This is a genomic window from Polaromonas sp. P4_F9 (assembly GCF_056401235.1).
The window spans coordinates 164,763-187,008 of record NZ_JBFUJT010000004.1; the positions used below are offsets into that span (position 1 = coordinate 164,763).

Annotated in this window: 19 protein-coding genes; 9 read left to right on the forward strand and 10 right to left on the reverse strand. The window is 60.8% G+C overall.

What is annotated here, in order from left to right:
* Nucleotides 1-19 precede the first annotated feature (19 nt).
* Both AC1DUB_RS05620 and AC1DUB_RS05625 read right to left on the reverse strand, forming a co-directional pair.
* Nucleotides 20-697, reverse strand: coding sequence for a PilN domain-containing protein (locus AC1DUB_RS05620; RefSeq protein ID WP_477728659.1), 678 nt, complete (start codon nucleotides 695-697; stop codon nucleotides 20-22).
* Nucleotides 694-1,773: a pilus assembly protein PilM gene (locus AC1DUB_RS05625; RefSeq protein ID WP_477728660.1), complete on the reverse strand. Its 1,080-nt coding sequence runs from the start codon at nucleotides 1,771-1,773 to the stop codon at nucleotides 694-696. The genes AC1DUB_RS05620 and AC1DUB_RS05625 overlap by 4 nt, the downstream gene beginning before the upstream one ends.
* 268 nt (nucleotides 1,774-2,041) lie before the next feature.
* Between AC1DUB_RS05625 and AC1DUB_RS05630 the strand changes: the two genes are divergently transcribed.
* Complete coding sequence (locus tag AC1DUB_RS05630; protein ID WP_477728661.1) at nucleotides 2,042-4,456, forward strand: penicillin-binding protein 1A; 2,415 nt, start codon at nucleotides 2,042-2,044, stop codon at nucleotides 4,454-4,456.
* 90 nt (nucleotides 4,457-4,546) lie between these two features.
* On the opposite strand, the gene cyaY is transcribed toward AC1DUB_RS05630, so the two are convergent.
* The gene (gene cyaY, locus AC1DUB_RS05635; protein WP_477728662.1) at nucleotides 4,547-4,894 is read right to left on the reverse strand and encodes an iron donor protein CyaY; all 348 of its coding nucleotides are present in this window, start codon (nucleotides 4,892-4,894) and stop codon (nucleotides 4,547-4,549) included.
* 12 nt (nucleotides 4,895-4,906) lie between these two features.
* Between cyaY and lptM the strand changes: the two genes are divergently transcribed.
* A complete protein-coding gene (gene lptM / locus AC1DUB_RS05640; RefSeq protein WP_477728663.1) occupies nucleotides 4,907-5,146 on the forward strand; it encodes an LPS translocon maturation chaperone LptM in 240 nt (79 codons plus the stop codon).
* Nucleotides 5,147-5,326: 180 nt separating this feature from the next.
* Nucleotides 5,327-6,610: a diaminopimelate decarboxylase gene (gene lysA, locus AC1DUB_RS05645; protein WP_477728664.1), complete on the forward strand. Its 1,284-nt coding sequence runs from the start codon at nucleotides 5,327-5,329 to the stop codon at nucleotides 6,608-6,610.
* Nucleotides 6,611-6,658: 48 nt separating this feature from the next.
* On the opposite strand, the gene AC1DUB_RS05650 is transcribed toward lysA, so the two are convergent.
* The 5 genes from AC1DUB_RS05650 to AC1DUB_RS05670 form a co-directional block, all read right to left on the reverse strand.
* Nucleotides 6,659-7,309 (reverse strand): protein-methionine-sulfoxide reductase heme-binding subunit MsrQ, encoded by a 651-nt coding sequence (locus tag AC1DUB_RS05650; protein ID WP_477728665.1) that lies wholly within the window; start codon nucleotides 7,307-7,309, stop codon nucleotides 6,659-6,661.
* A 10-nt stretch (nucleotides 7,310-7,319) separates the two neighbouring features.
* Nucleotides 7,320-8,318, reverse strand: coding sequence for a protein-methionine-sulfoxide reductase catalytic subunit MsrP (gene msrP, locus AC1DUB_RS05655; RefSeq protein WP_477728666.1), 999 nt, complete (start codon nucleotides 8,316-8,318; stop codon nucleotides 7,320-7,322).
* 84 nt (nucleotides 8,319-8,402) lie between these two features.
* Nucleotides 8,403-9,800, reverse strand: a complete 1,398-nt coding sequence (ccsB, locus tag AC1DUB_RS05660) for a c-type cytochrome biogenesis protein CcsB (RefSeq protein ID WP_477728667.1) — start codon at nucleotides 9,798-9,800, stop codon at nucleotides 8,403-8,405.
* Nucleotides 9,797-12,001, reverse strand: a complete 2,205-nt coding sequence (locus AC1DUB_RS05665; RefSeq protein ID WP_477728668.1) for a cytochrome c biogenesis protein ResB — start codon at nucleotides 11,999-12,001, stop codon at nucleotides 9,797-9,799. The genes ccsB and AC1DUB_RS05665 overlap by 4 nt, the downstream gene beginning before the upstream one ends.
* Before the next feature lie 176 nt (nucleotides 12,002-12,177).
* On the reverse strand, nucleotides 12,178-12,849 hold the full coding sequence (locus AC1DUB_RS05670) for a c-type cytochrome (protein WP_477728669.1): 672 nt from the start codon (nucleotides 12,847-12,849) through the stop codon (nucleotides 12,178-12,180).
* 191 nt (nucleotides 12,850-13,040) lie between these two features.
* Here AC1DUB_RS05670 and yihA point away from each other — a divergent pair, with 191 nt between their 5' ends.
* Nucleotides 13,041-13,769, forward strand: coding sequence for a ribosome biogenesis GTP-binding protein YihA/YsxC (gene yihA, locus AC1DUB_RS05675; RefSeq protein WP_477728670.1), 729 nt, complete (start codon nucleotides 13,041-13,043; stop codon nucleotides 13,767-13,769).
* A gap of 119 nt (nucleotides 13,770-13,888) precedes the next feature.
* Nucleotides 13,889-14,839 carry an alpha/beta fold hydrolase gene (locus AC1DUB_RS05680; protein ID WP_477728671.1) on the forward strand — a complete coding sequence of 317 codons (951 nt, stop codon included), beginning with the start codon at nucleotides 13,889-13,891 and terminating at the stop codon, nucleotides 14,837-14,839.
* 90 nt (nucleotides 14,840-14,929) lie between these two features.
* On the opposite strand, the gene AC1DUB_RS05685 is transcribed toward AC1DUB_RS05680, so the two are convergent.
* Both AC1DUB_RS05685 and AC1DUB_RS05690 read right to left on the reverse strand, forming a co-directional pair.
* On the reverse strand, nucleotides 14,930-15,832 hold the full coding sequence (locus AC1DUB_RS05685; protein WP_477728672.1) for a lysophospholipid acyltransferase family protein: 903 nt from the start codon (nucleotides 15,830-15,832) through the stop codon (nucleotides 14,930-14,932).
* Entirely contained in the window at nucleotides 15,829-16,710 is an 882-nt protein-coding gene (locus tag AC1DUB_RS05690) for a lysophospholipid acyltransferase family protein (protein WP_477728673.1), read from the reverse strand. Before AC1DUB_RS05690 ends, AC1DUB_RS05685 begins: the two co-directional genes overlap by 4 nt.
* 167 nt (nucleotides 16,711-16,877) lie before the next feature.
* On the opposite strand from AC1DUB_RS05690, the gene metK reads away from it, so the two are divergent.
* The 4 genes from metK to groL all read left to right on the forward strand — a co-directional run bounded on the left by metK (nucleotide 16,878) and on the right by groL (nucleotide 22,189).
* Entirely contained in the window at nucleotides 16,878-18,062 is a 1,185-nt protein-coding gene (metK, locus tag AC1DUB_RS05695; protein ID WP_477728674.1) for a methionine adenosyltransferase, read from the forward strand.
* Nucleotides 18,063-18,340: 278 nt separating this feature from the next.
* Nucleotides 18,341-19,735 carry a sensor histidine kinase gene (locus AC1DUB_RS05700; RefSeq protein ID WP_477728675.1) on the forward strand — a complete coding sequence of 465 codons (1,395 nt, stop codon included), beginning with the start codon at nucleotides 18,341-18,343 and terminating at the stop codon, nucleotides 19,733-19,735.
* 462 nt (nucleotides 19,736-20,197) lie between these two features.
* Nucleotides 20,198-20,488: a co-chaperone GroES gene (locus AC1DUB_RS05705; protein ID WP_477717642.1), complete on the forward strand. Its 291-nt coding sequence runs from the start codon at nucleotides 20,198-20,200 to the stop codon at nucleotides 20,486-20,488.
* A gap of 48 nt (nucleotides 20,489-20,536) precedes the next feature.
* The gene (gene groL / locus AC1DUB_RS05710; protein ID WP_011481718.1) at nucleotides 20,537-22,189 is read left to right on the forward strand and encodes a chaperonin GroEL; all 1,653 of its coding nucleotides are present in this window, start codon (nucleotides 20,537-20,539) and stop codon (nucleotides 22,187-22,189) included.
* Nucleotides 22,190-22,246 lie beyond the last annotated feature (57 nt).

Below are 22,246 nucleotides of genomic sequence, written 5' to 3' on the forward strand. Positions count from 1 at the left end.
TCTCGTTCAACCCTGGTCTTCATATCTTGGCCGCTGCCGAGGCGACAGCAGCTGGCTTGGCTGCGGCAGAAGACGCCGCAGGAAGCGCAGGCCCTGCCACTGAACTTGAGGCTGCAGAACTCGCAGCCTTCGGATCACTGGCCCGCTTGAGCCCTACGCGCATGGAGAAGTTGGCTACCCGCCGCTGGTCGCGCTGGCTCAGCGCGACCGAGCCGGCGACGATTTCCACGAGTTCCGGCTTGGTCAACCAGGGGCTGTTGTTGGCAAAATTGCGCAACAGTTCGGAAACCCGCTCGTTGGACTGCGCAGTACCGGTGATCAGGACGGTCTGGTTGTCCTGCTTCATGCTGTTGATATAGACGCCATCAGGCAATTGCTTGACCAATTCGCTGAGCAGGTAGACCGGCAGGTTGCGGTTTCCCTGCAAATCCTCCACCGCATTCTGGCGAGCCCTCAGCGCGGCGATCTCCGCCTGCAAGGTCGCGATCTCCTTGATTTGGCCCTCAAGGCGGGTGATTTCGGTTTTCAGGAAGTTGTTTTTCGCCTGCTGGCTTTCAATTTGAGTCAGATACCAGGTGTACACAGCGCCGGAAATCAGCACGCCAACCAGCGCGGCGACACCCAAGGTCGCAAAAAACACCTCGCGCCTGCGCTTGCGCGCAGCTTCCCGGTGCGGGAGCAGATTGATCAGAATCACTGCATGAACCTCCGCAAGGCCAGACCGCAAGACGTCAAATAAGATGACGCTTCACGCCGCATTTTCTTTTCCCGGACATCGCTGCCCAGCTCCATGCCTTCAAAGGGATTGGCCAGCAGGCAGGCAAAGGAAGTCTGCTGCGTGACGGCATCATTGAGCCCAGGCAATGCGGATGAGCCGCCCGCCAGCATCACGTAATCGACTTTGTTATGGGGCGTGCTGGTGAAGAAGAACTGAAGCGCCCGGCCGATTTCCTGGGCCATGCTCTCGACAAAAGGTTTCAGGACACCCGATTCGTAATCTTCCGGCAGGTCGCCACTGCGTTTTTTGCTCTCCGCTTCTTCGGACGAAAAACCGTATTGGCGAACAATCAACTGGGTGAGTTGCGCGCCGCCAAAGGCCTGGTCGCGCTCGTACAACACATCATCGTTCTTGATGACCTGCATGCTGGTGGTCAAAGCGCCCACTTCAAACAGGGCAACCAGCGTATCCACCCCCTTGTTGGGCAGACTCTCGATCAGCCGCGCCGTTGCCAGTCGGGACGCGTATGACTCCACATCGATCACAATGGGTTTCAGCCCGGCGGCTTCCGCCAGACCCTGCCGGTCCTGCACCTTTTCCTTGCGCGAAGCGGCAATCAGCACCTCGACATCGCCGCTCGATGTGGCGCTGGGCCCCACCACGCAGAAATCCAGACTGACCTCGTCGAGCGAAAAGGGTATGTACTGATTGGCTTCGGTTTCGACCTGAAGTTCAAGTTCGGCATCGCTCAGGCCACCCGGCAGGATGATTTTCTTGGTAATCACCGCCGAGGCAGGTAGCGCCATGGCCACATTTTTGGTTCGTGTTCCGCTCTTTTTGACCAGCCGGCGCACCGCTTCGGCCACCTCGTCGAATTTCTCGACATTGCCATCGGTGATCCAGCCCCGTTCCAGCGGCTCTATCGCGCAGCGGTCAAGCACCAGGTTACCGGCCTTGTCACGGCTCAACTCCACCAGCTTGACGCTGGACGAACTGATATCGAGGCCCAGCAAAGCGGGCTCTTGACTGTTGAATAACGATCCCAAAGAGATCAAGGCGGTCCCCAAATGACGGCTAATATGTAGCCCTGCATACTTAAGAAATCACTTGAATAGTAGCAGTAAGCTCTTTGTGCTGTAAGGATTTTTCTCATTCCAGGCACCAAGAGCGTTGTCAAAAGCAGACGGTTTTGACGGACCGCACCGACAGCAACTGAGGCAAAGAGCTGTCTGCAAACGTAAAAGTATGGCGCGCGGGAAGGCACCAGATATATACGTGTTTCAGGGATTTTTATAATAGCTTCGCGACTCTACGATTGCCTACATGCCCACCAAGCCCTCCTCTTCGAACTCAAACGCCCACGCAGTGACGCAGCCCTCCTGGCAACGCTGGCTGACCAAGCTGGTTTTGTGGGGCGCCGGGCTGGCGCTGGCGGGCGTGGTCGGCATCCTTCTGTTTGTAGCCGTCGCCTTGTCGGTGGCCTACCCCAACCTGCCAGACATCTCGGATTTATTGGACTACCGGCCCAAGTTGCCGCTGCGTGTGTATTCCGCAGATGGCGTGGTGATTGGCGAGTTTGGCGAAGAACGCAGAAATCTCACGCCCATCAAAGACATCCCGCAGGTCATGAAGGACGCGGTACTGGCGATCGAGGATGCCCGCTTCTTTTCGCATGGTGGCGTGGACTACCTTGGCGTGATCCGCGCCGGCTTTGCCAATGTGGGCCGGGCAAAAAGCCAGGGCGCCTCCACCATCACCATGCAGGTAGCCCGCAATGTGTACCTGTCCGCGGAAAAAAGCTATACCCGCAAGATTTATGAAATCCTGCTGACCTTCAAGCTGGAGCACCTGCTGACCAAGGACCAGATCCTCGAAATCTACATGAACCAGATTTTCTTGGGGAACCGGGCCTATGGCTTTGCCGCTGCTTCGGAGGCATATTTTGGCAAACCCCTCAAGAACATCTCCATTGCCGAAGCCGCGATGTTGGCCGGCCTGCCCAAGGCGCCCTCGGCATACAACCCGATCATCAACCCCAAGCGCGCAAAAGCCCGCCAGCTCTACATCATTGAGCGCATGCAGGAGAACGGCTTCATCACGGCAGAGCAGGCCAAGGCCGCCAAGGAGGAGGAGCTTCAGGTCAGGAACGGGCGCGATGCCGGCCGTGTGCATGCCGAATATGTCGCTGAAACTGTTCGCCAACTGGTCTACAACCAGTACGGCGACGAAACCTATACCCGTGGCCTCAATGTCTACACCACCTTGCGCGCGGACGACCAGACGGTAGCCTACAAGGCCTTGCGCAAGGGCATCATGGACTACGAACGTCGGCAAATTTACCGGGGCCCTGAAAAATTCATCGACCTTCCCGCCAACCCGCAGGAGACGGAAGATGCGATTGACGACGCACTGACCGACAATCCCGATAACGGCGACGTGATGTCGGCTGTGGTGCTTGAAGCCAATCCGAAACGGATTCTCGCTATGCGCCAGAACAGCGAAACGGTTGAAATCACCGGCGAAGGCCTCAGGCCGGCGCAGTCTGGCCTGGCCGACAAGGCCGGACCCAGCATCAAAATCCGCCGTGGCGCCCTGATCCGGGTGGCCAAAACGCCCAAAAACACCTGGGAAATCACCCAGCTACCTGAAGTTGAAGGGGCATTTGTAGCGCTGGACCCGCGTGACGGCTCCATCCGCGCGCTGGTGGGGGGGTTTGATTTTGAGAAGAACAAGTTCAACCACGTGACCCAGGCCTGGCGGCAACCGGGCTCCAGCTTCAAGCCGTTCATCTATTCGGCGGCCCTGGAGAAAGGCTTCACGCCGGCCACCGTGGTCAACGACGCACCACTGTTTTTTGACGCCGGTGTGACGGGCGGCCAGCCCTGGGAGCCCAAGAACTATGACGGCACCTTTGAGGGCCCGATGAATTTACGGACTGGCCTGAAAAAGTCAAAAAACATGATTTCCATCCGTATCCTGCAATCCATAGGCGCCCCCTATGCGCAGGACTGGATCAGTCATTTCGGGTTTGAGGCGGAAAAACATCCGGCTTACCTGACCATGGCACTGGGTGCCGGGTCCGTCACGCCCATGCAAATGGCCACGGCTTATTCGGTGTTTGCCAACGGCGGTTACCGCGTCAACCCCTACCTGGTTACCAAAATCACCGACCAGCGCGGCAAGGTGCTGCTCGAAGCCACGCCACCGGTCCTGGACGAGTCGGCCAGGGCCATCGATGCCCGCAATGCCTTCGTCATGGACAGCCTGCTGCAGGAAGTGGCGCGCTCAGGCACGGCCGCCAAGGCGCAGGCGACCCTCAAGCGTCCCGATCTTTTCGGCAAAACCGGTACCACCAATGACTCGATCGACACATGGTTCGTGGGTTTTCAGCCCACCCTGGCGGCAGCGGTCTGGATGGGCTATGACACGCCCAAAAAGCTCGGTGATCGGGAAACCGGCGGCGGCCTGAGTTTGCCCATCTGGATCAACTTCATGGAATACGCCCTGAAAGGCGTACCGGTCACCGAATACCCGCCACCCGAAGGCGTGGTGAACGTCAACGGCGAGTGGTACTACAACGAGTACGCGAAGGGCTTGGGGGTGAGCAGTGTGGGAACGCAGGATCCGGCAACGGTCAATGCTGGCCAGCTACCTGCCCCGGGTACGCCAGGCGGCCCCATTCAGGTATTGCCGCCCTCAGACGAAAAGAAACGGATTCTGGATCTGTTCAAGAACTGACAGGCACAAGCCGCGGTGCATGATCCAGTCCCCTGAGCCGATGCCATTGTCGGTGCGGATGGGGCCGGCGCGTGCTGCGGCCCGGCCCGCTCACCCGGTCAGTTGGGCAGGCGCCCTGAATACCAGCAACTGACCCGCCTGCTCACTGGCGTAACGCGACAAACCGGAGAAAAGCTCGCTCGAATCCTTGGTGTCCAACCATTGATTACCATGAAATTTGTAATGAAACCCACCCGCCTTGGCGGCCATCCATATTTCCTGCAATGGTTTTTGCAGATTGATGATGATCTGGCTGCGGTTTGAAAATGTCAGCGTGATCATGCCGCCGGTACGCTGGTTGTCAATGTCAGCATCGGTTTCATCGTTGATCCGATCGCAGGCCGTCTCAACGGCCCTGAGCGCGCTCTCCGCCAAGTCCTGGTATTCAAGGTCCGTCATTACAATCCCATCATGGTTTCTTCACATCATTCCTGGTTTCAAATTTTAGGCTGCCTTCGGGCTTTTGTTTCCAGGCATGGCCTTGTCGCCATCGTGGTTGGCGCTGCGGCACTGGTCGGCTGCGGCCAGAAAGGCCCGCTCTTCCTTCCCCCACCGCCCAAGGCACCCACTGCTACGGCAACAACTGCCGCTAATCCTGGCGCAGCAGCGACGGCGGTGGTGCCGGCTACACCCGCGTCGGCCGCCCGATGAACTCCGCCATTGCTGGCTGGTGCACATCCCCCGCCTGGCAAGAATACAGGCGCCCACGCTCCTGAAGCTTGAAAACAAAGGCAGGGGCGGCTTGGAGCCTTGATTCCGTCATGGCTTTCGATGCTGGCACTCCTTAAGATCAACCGCCATAGACCCAACGTTTTGACAACCGGCTCATCCATGACAGACCACAAGCTCCCAGGCCACCCTCATTTTGCATACCGTGGCAATGACCTGTTTGCCGAAAACCTGAAAGTCAACGAATTGGCGAGCACGCACGGCACACCGCTATTTGTTTATTCCAGGGCCGCAATGCTGTCGGCCCTGGCCGCTTACCAGCGCGGCTTTGCCGGGCGCGATGTGCAGATCTGTTACGCCATGAAGGCCAACTCGTCGCTGGGCGTGCTGCAAGTGTTTGCCCGGGCCGGCTGCGGTTTCGACATCGTTTCGGGGGGCGAGCTGGAGCGTGTGCTCGCGGCGGGTGGCCAGGCCAGGAAAATCATTTTCTCCGGTGTCGGCAAAACGCGTGCCGAAATGCGGCAGGCGCTGGCGGCCGGCATTGGCTGCTTTAACGTCGAAAGCGAAGCCGAGCTGGATGTGCTGTCCGGCGTCGCTGCGACGATGAACTTGCGTGCACCGGTGAGCATTCGCGTGAATCCGAATGTCGATCCCAAGACGCATCCCTATATTTCCACGGGGCTCAAAGGCAATAAATTCGGCGTTGCCCATGAAGACGCCCTGCGCATTTACCGGCATGCCGCTTCCCTGCCCGGCTTGCAGGTTGTGGGTATTGACTGCCACATCGGCTCGCAGATCACGGAAACCACACCCTACCTCGACGCCATGGACCGGGTGCTTGATCTGGTAGCGTCCATTGAAAGCGCGGGCATCGCGTTGGACCACATCGACTTCGGCGGCGGCCTGGGCATCAATTACAACGGTGACACCCCGCCCGAAGCCGACGCGCTGTGGCGGCAACTGCTGGCCAAACTGGACGCACGCGGCTATGGCAACAAGAAACTGATGATTGAGCCGGGCCGTTCGCTGGTCGGCAACGCCGGCATTTGCCTGACCGAGGTGCTCTACCTGAAACCCGGTGAGCAGAAAAACTTCTGCATCATCGACGCGGCCATGAACGACTTGCCGCGCCCAGCCATGTACCAGGCTTTTCACGCCATTGTCCCGGTGGTGTCCGGCAGCCCCGCCCCGGCCAGCACATACGACGTCGTGGGTCCGGTCTGCGAGAGCGGTGACTGGATCGGCCGTGACAGGTCTCTGGCCGTCAACGCGGGCGACCTGCTGGCGGTGTTGTCAGCGGGCGCTTACTGCATGAGCATGGCCAGCAACTACAACACGCGCGGCCGCGCCGCCGAAGTGCTGGTCGACGGCAGCCAGGCACACCTGATACGCCGCCGCGAAGATGCGCAGGACCAGATGCGCCATGAACAACTGGTGGCCGAATAAAGCCAGGGCAATGGCAGGGGTGCCCGTTCAGGCGATGCAGCCAGCCATTCAGGACGATAGCTTGACGCGCCCGCTGGGCATGGGCAGCGGCCTCTTTTTCCTCAGGGACTGCTGCACGCGCCAGCCGAGAAGCAGCGCAATGATGGCGGCATACACAAACACCTCGGCAAAATTGTTCTTGGCCGCGCGCATCCAGAAGAAATGCAGCAGCCCCAAACCGGCAATCAGATAGACCAGCTTGTGCAGCCATTGCCAACGCCTGGCCCCCATGGCCTTGATCGCGGCATTGAATGAGGTGGCGGCCAGCGGGGTCAACAGCACAAACGCGGTAAATCCCACCAGAATAAAGGGCCGCTTGGCGATGTCTTTGGTGATGTCCGGAATATCGAAACCCATGTCAAACCAGCTGTAGCTCAGCAGGTGGGTCACCACATAAAAATAGGCAAACAGCCCCAGCATGCGCCGAAATCGCGCCAGTGCCGGCGTGTTGCTGATGACCCTCAAGGGCGTGACCGCCAGCACAATGCAGATGAAGCGCAGCGTCCAGTCACCGGTGGCCCGAATCAGCGCTTCAGCCGGGTTGGCACCCAGCTGGTCGCTCAGCGCGCTGTAAAACAGCCAGGCAAAAGGCAGCAGGCAGAGGACGAACAGCAATGGCTTGGCGGCGGAATGCAGCAACAGCCTTTGGCGCGAAATCATCTGGGAACCTTCAGAAAAACTTCTTGAGATCCATGCCCGCATAGAGCTGGCCCACCTGCGCTTCATAGCCGTTGAACATCAGGGTCTTGCGCTTCTTGGCAAACAGGCCGTCTTCGCCGATGCGGCGTTCGGTGGCCTGGCTCCATCGGGGATGGTCCACGTTCGGGTTCACATTGGAATAAAAGCCATACTCCTGTGCCGCCGCCTTGTTCCAGGCGGTCCGTGGCTCCTTGTCGGTAAAGCGGATCTTGACGATGCTTTTGCCACTTTTAAAGCCGTATTTCCAGGGCAGAACCATGCGCACCGGCGCGCCATTCTGGTTGGGCAACACTTCCCCATACATGCCGAAGGTCAGCAAGGCCAGCGGATGCATGGCCTCATCCATGCGCAGGGCCTCGACGTAAGGCCAGTCAAGCACGCGGGAACCGACAAAGGGCATGGTTTTAGGGTCGGCCTGGCTGATGAATTCCACGTATTTGGCGCTGCCCAGGGGCTCGACTTTCCTGATCAGCTCGGACAGCGAGTACCCCACCCACGGAATCACCATGGACCAGCCCTCCACGCAGCGCAGGCGGTAAATGCGCTCTTCCTGCGGGCTGAGCCTGATCAGGTCTTCCAGCGTGTAGGTTTTGGGCTCCTTGACCAGTCCTTCAACAGCCACCGACCAGGGCTTGGTCACCAGCGTATGGGCGTTTTTGGCCGGGTCGGCCTTGTCCGTGCCAAACTCATAAAAGTTGTTGTACGTGGTGACGTCTTTGTAGTCGGTGACTTTGTCCATAACCATGGCACCCGCCACCGCCGATTTGCCGCCGGCCAACGACGCCAGCTTGCCGGGCTTTGGCACCGCCTGCGCCAAAGCCTCGCGGCCGGCCCAACCGGCCAGCGCGGCACCCGCTGTACCCGTAGCCATCAGCTTGATCAGTTCGCGCCGGGACTGGTAAATGCCCTGGGGTGTGATCTCGCTGGGAACCGGGTGGTTAAACCCGCTGGCGTTCGTCTTGATGAGCATCTGAGGTCCTTGAAGTTGCTTTAGTGGTTAGTCTGATGACGCAGCCAACCCTTACATGGATGTTTACAAGGACCCGGTTCGCGGCTACAAGGTTCCGTAACTGTGCAGGCCCGACAGGAACATGTTGACACCCAGAAAGGCAAAGGTGGTGACCGCCAGGCCGACCAGCGCCCACCAGGCGGCGACCGTTCCGCGCAGGCCTTTCATGAGCCGCATGTGCAGCCAGGCGGCGTAGTTCAACCAGACAATCAGGGCCCAGGTTTCCTTCGGATCCCAGCTCCAGTAGCCGCCCCAGGCCTCAGCGGCCCAGAGTGCACCCAGCACGGTCGCAATCGTGAAAAAGGCAAAGCCAACAGCGATGGCCTTGTACATCACGTCGTCAAGTATTTCAAAGCTGGGCAGGCGCGCGGCAATGCGCTGGCGGCCCAGCAAGAGCCCGCCGGCAATCAATCCGGACACCAGCAGATAACCGGCCCAGTAATTGCCGCCGCCTACCTCGGCGGGCGACTTGCGGAAAACAATCGGCACGAAACAGAGCACGACGCCCAACAGCCACAGGGGCGTGAGTTTGTACCAGCGGGTTTCGCCGGCCTGCTGCTTGATCAGGTAGGACAGCGATACCATGGCCGAGAGCGAGAACATGCCGTAGCCGATGAAATTGGCCGGCACATGCAGCTTCATCCACCAGCTTTTGAGGGCCGGCACCAGGGGCTGGATCTCATGGGCTTCGCGCACCACGGTGTACCAAAGCAGGAAGCCGACGGCGGCACTCACCACCAGCATCACGAAGGCACCCAGGGCACGGGTGTCGTACTGCGCTTCAAAGTAGAGGTAAAACGCCGCTGTCATCCAGCAAAACAGCACGAACACCTCATACAGGTTGCTCACGGGGATGTGCCCGATGTCGGCGCCGATCAGGTAGCTTTCGTACCAGCGCACCAGCGTGCCGATCAGGGCCATGCCCACGGCCACCCAGGCGATTTTTGAGCCTAGGGATTCCAGCGTCGCGCTCTGGCCCGAGCCCTCACGCCCGGCAAACATCCCAAGCCAGTAAAAAATCGTGCTCATGAAAAAGAGCACGCTCATCCACAGGATGGCCGACTGGCTGGAGAGGAAATACTTGAGCCAGAACACCTGCTCCGCCCGTGCCAGGTCCCCCTGGTAAGACACGATGCCGAGCAGGGCAAAGCCGGTGACGGCCGCCATCAGCACCCGCAGGGGACGCCAGAACCAGCCCATGGCAATGGCAGCCGGCATGGCGGCCAGCAGGATGCCCTTTTCGTACACATCCATGAAAGCGTTGTAACGGGCAAAGGCGTACAGGCCGCCCGCCAGAACCAGCGCCGCGAACACCCAGTCCAACGCGTTACGCCGGGAGAAATAGCCTTCATTCAGGCTGAGGGTGCTGTCTTGCCCCGAACGACGCCCCGCAGTCAGCGTGGTGGTGTTGATGGCTGCTGTGTAACTAGAGGGGGTGTTCATAAAGGCGCCTGCAACAGTTTCGTTTTCAACATCTCAAACTCCCTGTCACCATCCATGGTTTTGCGGTTGGTGGACAAGGCCATGGTGGCGTGGCTGCTGGAGCCTGATTCTGGCACTGAATGCGCCGGACCGCCGCCCTCGCCGGAATGACCCGAATTAGCCGGATTGCCACCGCCCGGCGCCAGCCAGACCCAGACACGGCGCTCCCGCACGTACAGCATCGCGAACACCCCCAGGATCAGGAAGGCACAGCCCAGGTAAACAATGTTCCTGCCCGGCGCCCGGGCCACCTGGAACACGCTGGCCTGGACCTGCGTGAAGTCTTTCAACGCGAAGGCCATGGGCGCGGGATAGTGGTGGGCATCCGACAGGCTGAGCACCATCTGGGACATGAACCCTTGCGTCTTGTCGTCCTGCGCCAGCGGCTTGAGGCCGTTTTGCGCCCGCGTCATCTGGGTCAGCTCAAACAGCACACCATTGAGGATGCGGATCAACACCTCACCCGCGCGGTTGCGCTCGGCCTCGGGCACATTGGCCTCCATGAAGTCGGAAATGGCCTGCAGGCCGGCCGGCGTTTTGGCATTGCCCGACGGTGCGCCATCAGGCCCCGCCCCCGCAAACAAGGCCAATGCGCGCGAGGCCGACGCCGTCAGCTGCTGCGCCAATTCCGGCCGGTCAGCGCCAATGGCCTGGCTGGCATACCGCTTGACGGCCAGCTCGCGCCGCACAGGGTCGGCCAGCGCGGCGCGCACGCGCAAAAAGGTGTCCATGCCGCCTTCGGCGTCCACAGGAATGCGCAGGTACTGAAATGGATCGGCCGGCGTTTCGCGCACCCCCATCAGGTACACCGCCGGACTGTCGGCGCCGTCCTCCATCTTGACGGGCAACATGTAGTTGTTGAATTCACGGGCCTGGCCCGCGGCATCGCGCAGTTTGTAACTTACGCTGGGGCCGATATTGCGCAGCTCCTTGCGTGTCACCGTCTTGTTGGCAGCCCCCAGCCGCGTGTCAATGGCCTGGTGCAGATCCACCTTGCGCACATCCGTCCCCGAACCTGCCCCCAGCGTGCTGGCCGACGCGAAGTTTTCCACGTTGATGACGCGCAGCCCGGTGTATTCGAGTGTCAGTTTGTCCGCCCCGTTGGTCAGGTTGCTGGCGCCGCCAATCGTGCCCTGGATTTCAAATGCCTTGGCCGCAGGGGCTATGGGAACGGCCTTGAGCGTGACGCTGGAACCGCCATCGTCAAAGCTGGACTGGTAAATCTCTATGCCCTTGTGGCGTGCCGGGTGATTGACTTCCACCCGCGCCGGAATCTTCTCGCCGGTTTCCCGGTCATGAATGATGATGTCGCTGGCAAACAGCTTGGGCATGCCGGTGGAGTAGTACTCGACGATGAACTTCTTCAACTCGATCGAAAACGGCAGCTCCTGCAGCAGCACCCCGCCAGGCTGGTTCAGGATGGCGGTGCCCGATTGCGTACCTTCGGCCACCAGGAGGTTGCCCCGAAAAGTCGGGTTGCGGTCGCTCAGGCGGTGCTCGGCCGGCACGTCGGCTATCAGGCCGCCACCGGTGTAGGTGGACTTGCCGCCCAGCCACATCTGCGCACGCACCACCATGTCGCCATCCAGCAGGCCGCCCACGCATACCAGCACGATGGCGCTGTGGGCCGCGATGTACCCGAGTTTGTTGGCTGCACCCTTTTTGGCAGCCACCATCCAGCCGGCGTCACGGCGCTGCAGCTTGACCTTCCAGCCGCTTTGCACCAGCGTCTGGCCAATGCGCCGGGCCGCCACCTCGGGCGCTTCAGACAAGGCCCCCTCTGCGCGGTGGCCAAAAGCCTTCAGGCTTTGCTCGCGAACGTTTTCCTTCAGGTGGTTCAGGTCAGCCAGGATTTTTGGCGTGTTGCGGGCAATGCACAGGCTGGTGCTGGTGACCAGAAAAGCCAGGATCAGCAAGAACCACCAGGCGCTGTAGACCGTGTTCAGGCTCACCAGGCTGAAAACCTGCGCCCAGAACGGTCCAAACTGGTTCACGTAATTGCCAAGCGGCTCCTGCTGCTTGAGCACCGTGCCAATGACCGAGGCAATGCAGATGACGGTCAGCAGCGAAATGGAAAACCGCATGGACGACAGCAACTCCACGGACGCCCGCAGGGAGCGGGAGCCCCAGTGGACTTTTATGCCTTGGGTGGAAACTGTCATGCGTGAAATGGGGCCGTATGCCGGGTCAAAGGGTCAACAAAAAAGAAAAAGGCGGGGCTTTCGTCAGAAAGACCCGCCATGGTGTGATTGGTTTTGGAGGCTTGGGTTCAATACAGCGGACGATCTGGCGTCCTTTTCTGCGGAAAAGGGTTTACCGGCCCGGTAAACCCGCCTGTTCAACGCAAGCCGGCAATGTAATCGGCCAGTGCGCGGATCTCGCGGTCATTGAGCTTGACAACGACCTGGTTCATTTGCGGGCTGTTCTTTCGGGCTCCGTCGCGGAAGGATGTCAACTGCGTGGCGGTGTATTCAGCATGCTGGCCCGACAGGCGGGGGTATTGTGACGGGATGCCAGCGCCCGTCGGGCTGTGGCAGCCGGCACACGCGGCGATCTGGCGGTCGGCCACGCCGCCGCGGTAAATGCGCTCACCGAGGGCCACCAGTTCCTTGTCTTTGGCGAAACCGGTCTTGGCTTTTTTCGAGCTGACCCAGTAAGCGATGTTTTTCATGTCCTCATCGGACAGCGCCGAGGCAAAGCCCTGCATGACGGCGTTTTTGCGCTTGCCGGATTTGAACTCCTGCAACTGCTTGACCAGGTATTCCGGGTGCTGCTGGGCCAGCTTGGGGTTGGCAGGTGTACCCGAATTGCCGTCGGCGCCGTGGCAGCTGGCGCACACTGCGGTAAAGCTGGCTTCGCCCTTCACCAGGTCAGGTTTGGCGACCTTGGCAGGGGCTGCCGCAGCGGGCGCCGCGGCCGCGTCGTGCGCAGGCGCCTCGCCGGCAGCAAAAGACGACACGGCAGGCATGGCCAGCAAGGCGGCCAGTAGGGAAGTAGCAAACAGCTTCATATCGGGGTGTTTTAATTGGTTGGCGCACAAAACTTCGAACTTTCTGATTTTACAATGGCTTGGAGGCGGCCCCGCTTATCCGGGTATTGCCTGCACTCCTGCCTCTGGCCACCGACCTGCTGGCTGACACCCCTTCACCGCATGCCAGTCCACGCCACCGCATGCAAACGACCTCGAGGGACTGCCCGACCATGACTTCATCCTCCCCTGCCAGCCCGCCCGTTGCCGCCCCCCCAGATTCCAAGATCGCCATGGGCTGGCTGCACACGGCCAAATTCCTGACCACGGCGCCTGAACTCAAGCACCTGCCGCGACTGGACGTGCCGGAAATTGCATTTGTGGGGCGTTCCAACGCGGGCAAATCGACCTGCATCAACACCCTGACGCAACAGCACCGCCTGGCCTTTGCCTCCAAGACGCCGGGCCGCACACAAAGCATCAACCTGTTCTCATTGGGCAAACAGGGCGTTACCGACGCGGTGCTGGCCGATTTGCCGGGCTACGGCTATGCCGCCGTACCCAAGGAAGCCAAATACCGCTGGCAGCAAGTGATGGGCAACTACCTGCAGACCCGCGACAACCTCAAGGCTGTGGTGCTGCTGTGCGACCCGCGGCTGGGGCTGACGGAGCTGGACGAAATCCTGCTCGACGTGCTTCGCCCCCGGGTCGAAGAAGGGCTGAAATTCCTGGTGTTGCTGACCAAGTCGGACAAGCTCAACAAAACCGAAGCGGCCAAGGCGCTGTCCATTGCGCGACTGCAGGCGGGCGGCGGAGACGTCAAACTCTTCTCTTCGCTGAAGCGCAAGGGCGTGGAAGAGGTGGCCCAGCATCTGTGGGACTGGGCCCATCCGCCAGAAAAGCCGGCCAAAAAGCAAAAGGCCGAACCTGGCACCGAGGCCGCTGCACCCGACGACGCCTGAGCCGGCCCGGTTGCGGTGGTGCCGGGTGCCGCGCCGCTGAAGCATCAAACCAAAATGGCTGCAGTCCAGGTCTGACGTGGACCAACAGCTATTGAAAGAGCGATTGAAAGCGCAGCACCATGATTGAAACCCGTTTGCAGGAACTGCCGCACGGCATCACCCTGTCGTGCCGCAGCGCCGGCGCGAGAGGCCGGCCGGTGCTGATGTTCCTGCATGGCTTCCCGGAAGCCGCCTTTGTGTGGGACGGCCTGCTCACCCACTTTGCCCAACCCGGAAATGGCGGCTTTCGCTGCGTGGCGCCCAACTTGCGGGGCTTTGAGCACTCGAGCGCCCCGGCCGACGTGGCCGCCTACCGCGCCAAACACCTGGTGCAGGACATTGCGGCCCTCATTGCGCTGGAGTGCGGTGAAGACCAGCGCGGCGGCCAACTTGCCTGCCTGGTGGCCCACGACTGGGGCGGCGCGGTAGCCTGGCACCTGGCAGCGAGCCAGCCCCATTTGATGAAAAAACTGGCCATCATCAATTCACCGCATCCCGGCACCTTCCTGCGCGAACTGCAGCACTCTGCCGACCAGCAGGCGGCCAGCGCCTATATGAATTTCCTGATCCGGCCGGATGCCGAGGCGCTGCTGGCGGAACACGACTTCCGCCGCCTCTGGGAATTCTTCAGCAACATGGGCGCTGTAGACGGACCTCACGCCTGGTTGACTGAAACGGTGCGGGCCCGGTACCGCGAGATCTGGCGCCTGGGCCTACGCGGCCCCTGCAATTACTACCGGGCCTCACCCCTGCGCCCACCCCGGCCCGGCCCGCCGCATAACGACCCCGCTGCTGCGGGCGTGACCCTTCCGCGCGAGATGCTCGAAGTCCACCTTCCCACCCTGGTGCTGTGGGGCACGGGCGACATCGCGCTGCCCCCCGCCCTGCTGGACGGCTTGGGCGACTATGTACCGCAAATGGACCTGCGCCGCATGGAAGGCGCCACGCACTGGGTCGTGCATGAGCAGCCGGAACGGGTAGCCGCTCATCTGCAGCAATTCCTGCAGGTCACTAGACCGAATTACGATTGAGTGATTGAGTAGGGCTTAAAGCGCCAGTCTCCGGTCCATACACTGGATCAAAGGCAACTTTCGCCTGAAAACGCCAAACCGCGGCCTGGTTTAATACAGCGAAGGCGCGCCCTCGGGCCGCGTCTTGAAGCGCTTGTGCACCCAGTAGTATTGCGCCGGCATGGTGGCAATGTAGTCCTGCAGGCAGGCATTCATCCGGGCGGTGTCGGCCACCGGATCATCGCTAGGATAATTTTCCCAGGCGGGCAGCACCTCGATCTCGTAGCCCCCCGCAGTGATGCGCGGCAATATGGACAAGACCTTGGCCCGGCCCAGCCTGGCAAAGCGCGGCAGCGAGGGCACGGTCGCCGTGGGAATACCGTAAAAGGGCACAAACACCGAATCTTCCGGCCCAAAGTCCATGTCGGGCAGCAGGTACAGCGGCTGCCCTTCGCGCAGCGCCGCCACAATGGGTTTGACGCCGTCGGCCCGCCCGAACAGGCGCAAATGGCCAAAGCGCTGACGGCCGCGCAGTATCCACGCATCGACCAGCTTGTTGGACTGGTCCGTATAAATCGTGGTCGATGTCCGCGGGACCTGCAGCTGCAGGGCCACGCCCGCCCACGCTGCATCCATGCCCACAAAATGCGGGCAAAAAGCCACCGTCCGTTCATTGCCTGCCAGTTCCTGCACGGCTCCCGTCAGTTGCACCCGCCGCTGGACCCAGGCCTGCGGCGCATGCCACAGCCAGCTGCGGTCCAGCCAGGCTTGCGCAAAATAGATGAAGGTCTGTTGTGCAAGCTTGCGCCGCTCGGCCTCGGAGCGCTCGGGAAAACACAGGGACAAATTGGTCAGCACCACCCGCCGGCGCGACCCCACCAGGGCATACAGCAGCCACCCCAGCACCACACCCAGCGCCCGGATCCACGACAAGGGCAGGCAGGCCAGCACCTGCATGAAGAGGATGCCCGCGCGGGTGGCGAATTCGCTGGCTAATTGACGGGGTGTTTTCAAAGGGTGTCCTTGCGGGATGCTTCGTGGCGAGGGGTCTTGTAGCGCGCATAACCCCACAAATACTGCCCAGGCTGGCTCAGCACGATGGCCTCGATCGCCTGGTTGATCAGCGTCACGGCACGCAGCATATCGGCTTCGCGGGACACATCGGTCGTACCGCGCGTATCCAGTCCCGCCACCGGTGGCCAGATTTTCAGCCAATAACCCCGCCCGCGCGGCAAACGCTCACAACTCACGGGCAGCAGTGCGGCACCGCTTTGCAGCGCCAGCCGGGCAGCCAGTGTCATGGTGTAGGCCGGTCGGCCAAAAAAAGGCGCCCAGACACCCAGCCCTTCCGGCGGCACCTGGTCGGTCAACATCGCCACCGCGTGGTTGGCCTTCAGGGTTTTGTGCATCAGGCGGATACCGCTCAGGGAGGCGGGCAGCACGGTGAGATTCGGCCGGTCGCGGGCAAGCCGCTCCAGCCGGGCCAGCCAGGGCTTGCGCGCCGGGCGGTAAATTGCGGTGATCGGCCCATACAGTTCGGCCAGCGCCTGCGGTCCCAGCTCAAAACTGCCGCAGTGGGGGCCGAAAAAAATTACCCCCTTTCCTCGCGCAAAACCCTCTGCCGCATGGGACTGGCCCTCCACGCGGACATTGGCCAGACAGGACTGGTCCCGGGGGCGCAGCCACAGCTTGGGCAACTCGGCCACAAAGCGCCCGGTCTCGGCAATCGCCGGCCGGGCGGTCTCAAACGGCAACCCGGCTTGCGCCACATGGGCCCTGAACTGCGTCCGGTAGCGCGGACTTAAGGCCCAGACCAGCCAGCCCAGCAGCCCGCCCAAGGCGTGCAGGGCAGCCAGCGGCCAAAGGGATAAAAAACGGAATAACCAGCGCATGTAAGGGTTGTTGGGGAGCAGCTTCAGGCAAAAACGCAAGGTCTTATAATGCAGGGGTCGCCGAGTTACTGAACAACTTGCAGGGCGACATTAAACCAAACTGCTAAAGCGTTCGCCGAGGCACCCCAAGCCGGCAACGCGCCGACAAACTTTATGGAGTGTACGCAATGGCGAACGATTTTCTCTTTACTTCCGAATCCGTCTCCGAAGGCCATCCCGACAAGGTCGCCGACCAGATTTCCGATGCCATCCTCGATGCCATCTTCAAGCAGGACCCGCGCAGCCGCGTGGCGGCCGAGACGCTGACCAACACCGGCCTTGTCGTGCTGGCCGGTGAAATCACCACCAATGCGCATGTCGACTACATCCAGGTCGCGCGCGACACCATCAAGCGCATCGGCTACGACAACACCGAGTACGGCATCGACTACAAGGGTTGCGCCGTGATGGTCTGCTACGACAAGCAGTCCAACGACATCGCCCAAGGCGTGGACCATGCCAGCGACGACCACCTGAACACCGGCGCCGGTGACCAGGGCCTGATGTTCGGCTACGCCTGCGACGAGACACCCGAGCTGATGCCCGCACCGATTTACTACGCCCACCGCCTGGTGGAGCGCCAGGCCCAGCTGCGCAAGGACGGCCGGCTGCCCTTCCTGCGCCCCGACGCCAAAAGCCAGGTGACCATGCGTTATGTCGATGGCAAGCCGCACAGCATCGACACCGTGGTGCTGTCGACCCAGCACAGCCCCGAGCAGAGCGACGGCCACCACATGAAACCCTCCTTCATCGAGGCCGTGATCGAGGAAATCATCAAGCCGGTGCTGCCCAAGGAATGGCTCAAGGACACGAAGTACCTGATCAACCCGACCGGCCGTTTCGTCATCGGCGGCCCGCAGGGCGACTGCGGCCTGACTGGCCGCAAGATCATCGTCGACACCTATGGCGGCGCCTGCCCGCACGGCGGCGGTGCCTTCTCCGGCAAAGACCCTTCGAAAGTGGACCGCTCGGCCGCCTACGCCGCCCGCTATGTGGCCAAAAACATCGTGGCAGCCGGCCTGGCGCGCCAGTGCCAGATCCAGGTGGCCTACGCGATTGGCGTGGCGCACCCGATGAACGTGACGGTGTACACCGAAGGCACCGGCGTGATCTCTGACGAGAAACTCTCGGCACTGGTCAATGAGCACTTTGACCTGCGTCCGAAAGGCATCATCCAGATGCTGGACCTGCTGCGCCCGATTTATGAAAAGACGGCAGCTTATGGCCACTTCGGCCGGGATGAGCCCGAGTTCTCCTGGGAGCGTACGGATCGAGCCGCTTTGCTGCGGAACGCAGCAGGCCTGAAAGGCTAAGCCGCCTGGCGGCATCAGCGGCTCGGGGGACCGCTCATAAATCGTGCAACGATGTGATGCGGTCACCACAAGGCCGCCCTCACCCCAGCCAGAAGGGGCCCTTTCCCACGGCGGGCCGCGCTCCAGAATGCCACCTGCGGGTGGCTTTTTTATGCGTACATTTTTTGCGCAGGACTACAATTTTGAGCATCCGGCCGGATAGCAGCGTCCGCCCAAACGCGCAATTGCCCGACCCGGTTGGGTGAAAGTGGCCGTTCGAGATCATCACGAAAGTCCGCATGCGACGAATTACCAACCAGATGGCTGTCAACATTGCCTGTGCGTTGATTGCCGTATTCACCCTCATTGGCATCAGTGAGTTGTCCTACCAAAAATCCATCCACGCGATGGATGACCTGACCGAAGCGCATGTCACGCGCACCCATCTTCAACGGCTGTTGCGTGACATGCTGGATGCCGAAACAGGACAAAGGGGCTATCTCCTGACGGCGGACACCGCCTACCTGGAGCCCTACCGGACGGCGATTGCCGACCTCAGCCAGACGCAGGACCTGCTGACCAACCTGTTTGCCAACAAGCCCGAACAGAGCGCCGCGCTGGCCGTGTTGGGCCGGACCGTGCAGCGCAAGCTGGCTGAAATGGACCTGTCCATCCGCATGAAAAATGAGGACAAGGAAGACGCCTGGAAGTTTGTCCTGACCACCGACGTGGGCAAGGAACAGATGGACACCATACGTGCCAGCTCCGCGCAATTGATCGATGCGAGCCTGACGCGCACCTCGCAAAGGCATGCGGACATCCGGCGGTCACTGTTGCTGTCCCGGGTGGGTATCACGCTGGTGGCCGCCGTCGGGCTGTTGGCATTCTGGCTGTATTTGCGCCAGACCGCCGCGCTGAAACTGGCCGATCAGCATCAGCAGGCCGCGCTGCAGGCCGAACGCGACTTGCTGGACGCCCAGGTTCAGGAGCGCACCGAGCGCCTCGCCGAACTGGCCACGCACCTGCAACAAGTCCGTGAGGACGAGCGGGCGCATCTGGCGCGGGAACTTCATGACGAACTGGGCGCACTGCTGACTGCGGCCAAGCTGGATGTCGCCCGTATCAAGGCGAAATTGCCTGGCGACACGGGTGATCTGCAGACACGGGTTCAGCATCTGGTTGAAACGCTTAACAGCGGTATCGCACTCAAGCGGCGCATCATTGAAGACCTGCGCCCCTCCTCCCTGGCCACCCTGGGTTTGCTGCCCTCCCTCGAAATTCTGGCCGGCGAGTTCGGCCAGCATGCCGGCTTGGCCATCACCACCGATCTTGAACCGGTTGACCTGGATGGGACGACCGAATTGACGGTTTACCGGATCATCCAGGAAGCACTCACCAATATTGCCAAGCACGCCGAAGCGCAGCACGTGGAGATTGCCGTACTCAACTACAAGGACCATGTCATCGTGACCGTGCGCGACGACGGCAGGGGGTTTGATCCGCACGCTATCGGCGCTTCCAGCTATGGCTTGCTGGGAATGCGCCACCGCGTGGAGGCTTGCGGCGGCCGTCTCACCATCGAGTCCATGGGCAGCACCACCATTCGGGCAGTGTTTCCCTCTGCGGCCCGTAAAAAGCCCGGGCAGCCCGCCCTGGCTGACGAAAGCGCTGTCACGGACAAAGGGCTGGCCTGAGACTCAAGGCCGATCACGCCCGCCGGAAAACCAATCGCGGCAACCGGCCTCATCCCCGCGTGCAGGGGTGATTTTTCAATATGAGGCGTATGGCCCAACTCCCTGGAGGGTGCACCATCGGGCTTGGGCTGGGCTATGGTCTTGTCCGTACCTTCCCGGCCATACGCTCCCGCCTGGTGGAAAAATAAAATAATCAATAAAATCAATGGCTTAGATTGATTTTCTTGCCAAAACGAATGCCGAAAGAACCGGAAAAGTCTAACGTCAGCCGGCAATGGGCCATCATTTCTCAAGCCTTGCACAGCTTTCCGCCTTGAAAACCGCCTTAAATGCCTCTATGATTAGCACTCGATGGCATTGAGTGCTAACAAAGCGCATTCAAGCCACCAAGTTAACAAGCACCCACTTTCGTTGGGTGCTTTTTGATTCTCAAAAACCATTGTCCTCAAACAAGGAGCTCTCATGAAACTTCGTCCTTTGCACGACCGCGTGATCGTCAAACGCGTGGAAAACGAAACCAAAACCGCCTCTGGCATCGTCATTCCTGACAGCGCCGCTGAAAAGCCTGATCAAGGTGAAGTTCTGGCCGTGGGCCCGGGCAAGAAAAACGACAAGGGCGATTTGAGCCCGATGGCCGTCAAAGTGGGCGACCGCGTGCTGTTTGGCAAATACAGCGGCCAGACTGTCAAGGTCGGCGGCGACGAGCTGCTCGTGATGAAAGAAGACGACCTGTTTGCGGTCGTTGAGAAGTAATTTCTCGGCTCTTTCAATCCCTCATTAACTGAATCTGGAGAATTAAACATGGCAGCAAAAGACGTCATTTTCGGCGGCGAAGCCCGCGCACGCATGGTCGAGGGTGTGAACATCCTGGCCAACGCCGTCAAGGTAACCCTGGGCCCCAAAGGCCGCAACGTGGTGCTCGAGCGCTCTTTCGGCGCCCCTACCGTGACCAAGGACGGTGTGTCCGTTGCTAAAGAAATCGAACTCAAGGACAAGCTGCAGAACATGGGCGCACAGATGGTCAAGGAAGTCGCTTCCAAGACGTCTGACATCGCAGGTGACGGCACCACGACCGCTACCGTTCTGGCTCAAGCCATTGTTCGCGAAGGCATGAAATATGTCGCCGCCGGCATGAACCCGATGGACCTGAAGCGCGGTATCGACAAAGCCGTGACGGCACTCGTCGAAGAGCTGAAGAAAGCATCGAAAGCCACCACCACCTCCAAGGAAATCGCCCAGGTCGGCTCGATTTCCGCCAACTCTGACGAAGCCATCGGCAAGATCATTGCCGATGCGATGGACAAAGTCGGCAAGGAAGGCGTGATCACCGTGGAAGACGGCAAATCGCTCGAAAGCGAACTCGACGTCGTTGAAGGCATGCAGTTTGACCGCGGCTACCTGTCGCCTTACTTCATCAACAACCCTGAAAAGCAGTCCGCGATTCTGGACAACCCGTTTGTTCTGCTCTACGACAAGAAAATCAGCAACATCCGTGACCTGCTGCCTACCCTGGAACAAGTCGCCAAGGCTGGCCGTCCGCTGCTGATCATCGCTGAAGAAGTTGAGGGCGAAGCCCTGGCTACGCTGGTGGTCAACACCCTGCGCGGCATCCTGAAAGTGGTCGCTGTCAAGGCACCAGGCTTCGGCGACCGCCGCAAAGCCATGCTGGAAGACATCGCCTGCCTGACCGGCGGCAAAGTGATCGCTGAAGAAGTTGGCATGTCGCTCGAAAAAGTGACKCTGGCCGACCTCGGCACGGCCAAGCGCATCGAAGTGGGCAAGGAAAACACCATCATCATCGACGGTGCCGGTGAAGCCAAGGACATCGAAGCCCGCGTCAAGCAGGTTCGCGTGCAGATCGAAGAAGCGACCAGCGACTACGACCGTGAAAAACTGCAAGAGCGCGTGGCCAAGCTGGCCGGCGGTGTTGCCGTGATCAAGGTTGGCGCTGCCACCGAAGTCGAAATGAAAGAAAAGAAAGCCCGCGTCGAAGACGCCCTGCACGCTACCCGCGCTGCCGTGGAAGAAGGCATTGTGGCTGGTGGCGGTGTGGCGCTGCTGCGCGCCAAGCAGGCTGCTGGCGCCATCAAGGGCGACAACGCTGACCAGGAAGCCGGCATCAAGCTGGTGCTGCGCGCCATCGAAGCGCCTCTGCGCGAGATTGTCTACAACGCAGGCGGCGAAGCCTCTGTGGTGGTGAACGCTGTGTTGGCCGGCAAGGGCAACTACGGCTTCAATGCAGCCAACGACACCTACGGCGACATGATCGAAATGGGTATTCTGGACCCCACGAAAGTGACCCGTACGGCCCTGCAGAACGCTGCTTCCGTCGCATCGCTGATGCTGACGACCGAAGCCATGGTGGCCGAGGCTCCGAAAGATGAGTCTGGCGCCGGCGGCGGCATGCCAGGCGGCATGGGTGGAATGGGCGGCATGGGCGACATGGGCATGTAATGTCCAGCTGAGCCGGCTCACCCCGGTTCAGACGCCAACAGGCCAAAAGGCCGCGGT

Excerpts from the sequence above, each read along its gene's own strand:
- AC1DUB_RS05680 (WP_477728671.1), top strand. The coding sequence starts at position 13,889 with ATGATTGAAACCCGTTTGCAGGAACTGCCGCACGGCATCACCCTGTCG.
- AC1DUB_RS05670 (WP_477728669.1), bottom strand. The coding sequence starts at position 12,849 with ATGAAGCTGTTTGCTACTTCCCTACTGGCCGCCTTGCTGGCCATGCCT.
- metK (WP_477728674.1), top strand. The coding sequence starts at position 16,878 with ATGGCGAACGATTTTCTCTTTACTTCCGAATCCGTCTCCGAAGGCCAT.
- cyaY (WP_477728662.1), bottom strand. The coding sequence starts at position 4,894 with ATGACGGACCTTGAATACCAGGACTTGGCGGAGAGCGCGCTCAGGGCC.
- yihA (WP_477728670.1), top strand. The coding sequence starts at position 13,041 with ATGACTTCATCCTCCCCTGCCAGCCCGCCCGTTGCCGCCCCCCCAGAT.
- AC1DUB_RS05690 (WP_477728673.1), bottom strand. The coding sequence starts at position 16,710 with ATGCGCTGGTTATTCCGTTTTTTATCCCTTTGGCCGCTGGCTGCCCTG.
- lysA (WP_477728664.1), top strand. The coding sequence starts at position 5,327 with ATGACAGACCACAAGCTCCCAGGCCACCCTCATTTTGCATACCGTGGC.
- AC1DUB_RS05630 (WP_477728661.1), top strand. The coding sequence starts at position 2,042 with ATGCCCACCAAGCCCTCCTCTTCGAACTCAAACGCCCACGCAGTGACG.
- ccsB (WP_477728667.1), bottom strand. The coding sequence starts at position 9,800 with ATGAACACCCCCTCTAGTTACACAGCAGCCATCAACACCACCACGCTG.
- AC1DUB_RS05665 (WP_477728668.1), bottom strand. The coding sequence starts at position 12,001 with ATGACAGTTTCCACCCAAGGCATAAAAGTCCACTGGGGCTCCCGCTCC.
- AC1DUB_RS05705 (WP_477717642.1), top strand. The coding sequence starts at position 20,198 with ATGAAACTTCGTCCTTTGCACGACCGCGTGATCGTCAAACGCGTGGAA.
- msrP (WP_477728666.1), bottom strand. The coding sequence starts at position 8,318 with ATGCTCATCAAGACGAACGCCAGCGGGTTTAACCACCCGGTTCCCAGC.
- lptM (WP_477728663.1), top strand. The coding sequence starts at position 4,907 with ATGGTTTCTTCACATCATTCCTGGTTTCAAATTTTAGGCTGCCTTCGG.
- AC1DUB_RS05700 (WP_477728675.1), top strand. The coding sequence starts at position 18,341 with ATGCGACGAATTACCAACCAGATGGCTGTCAACATTGCCTGTGCGTTG.
- AC1DUB_RS05650 (WP_477728665.1), bottom strand. The coding sequence starts at position 7,309 with ATGATTTCGCGCCAAAGGCTGTTGCTGCATTCCGCCGCCAAGCCATTG.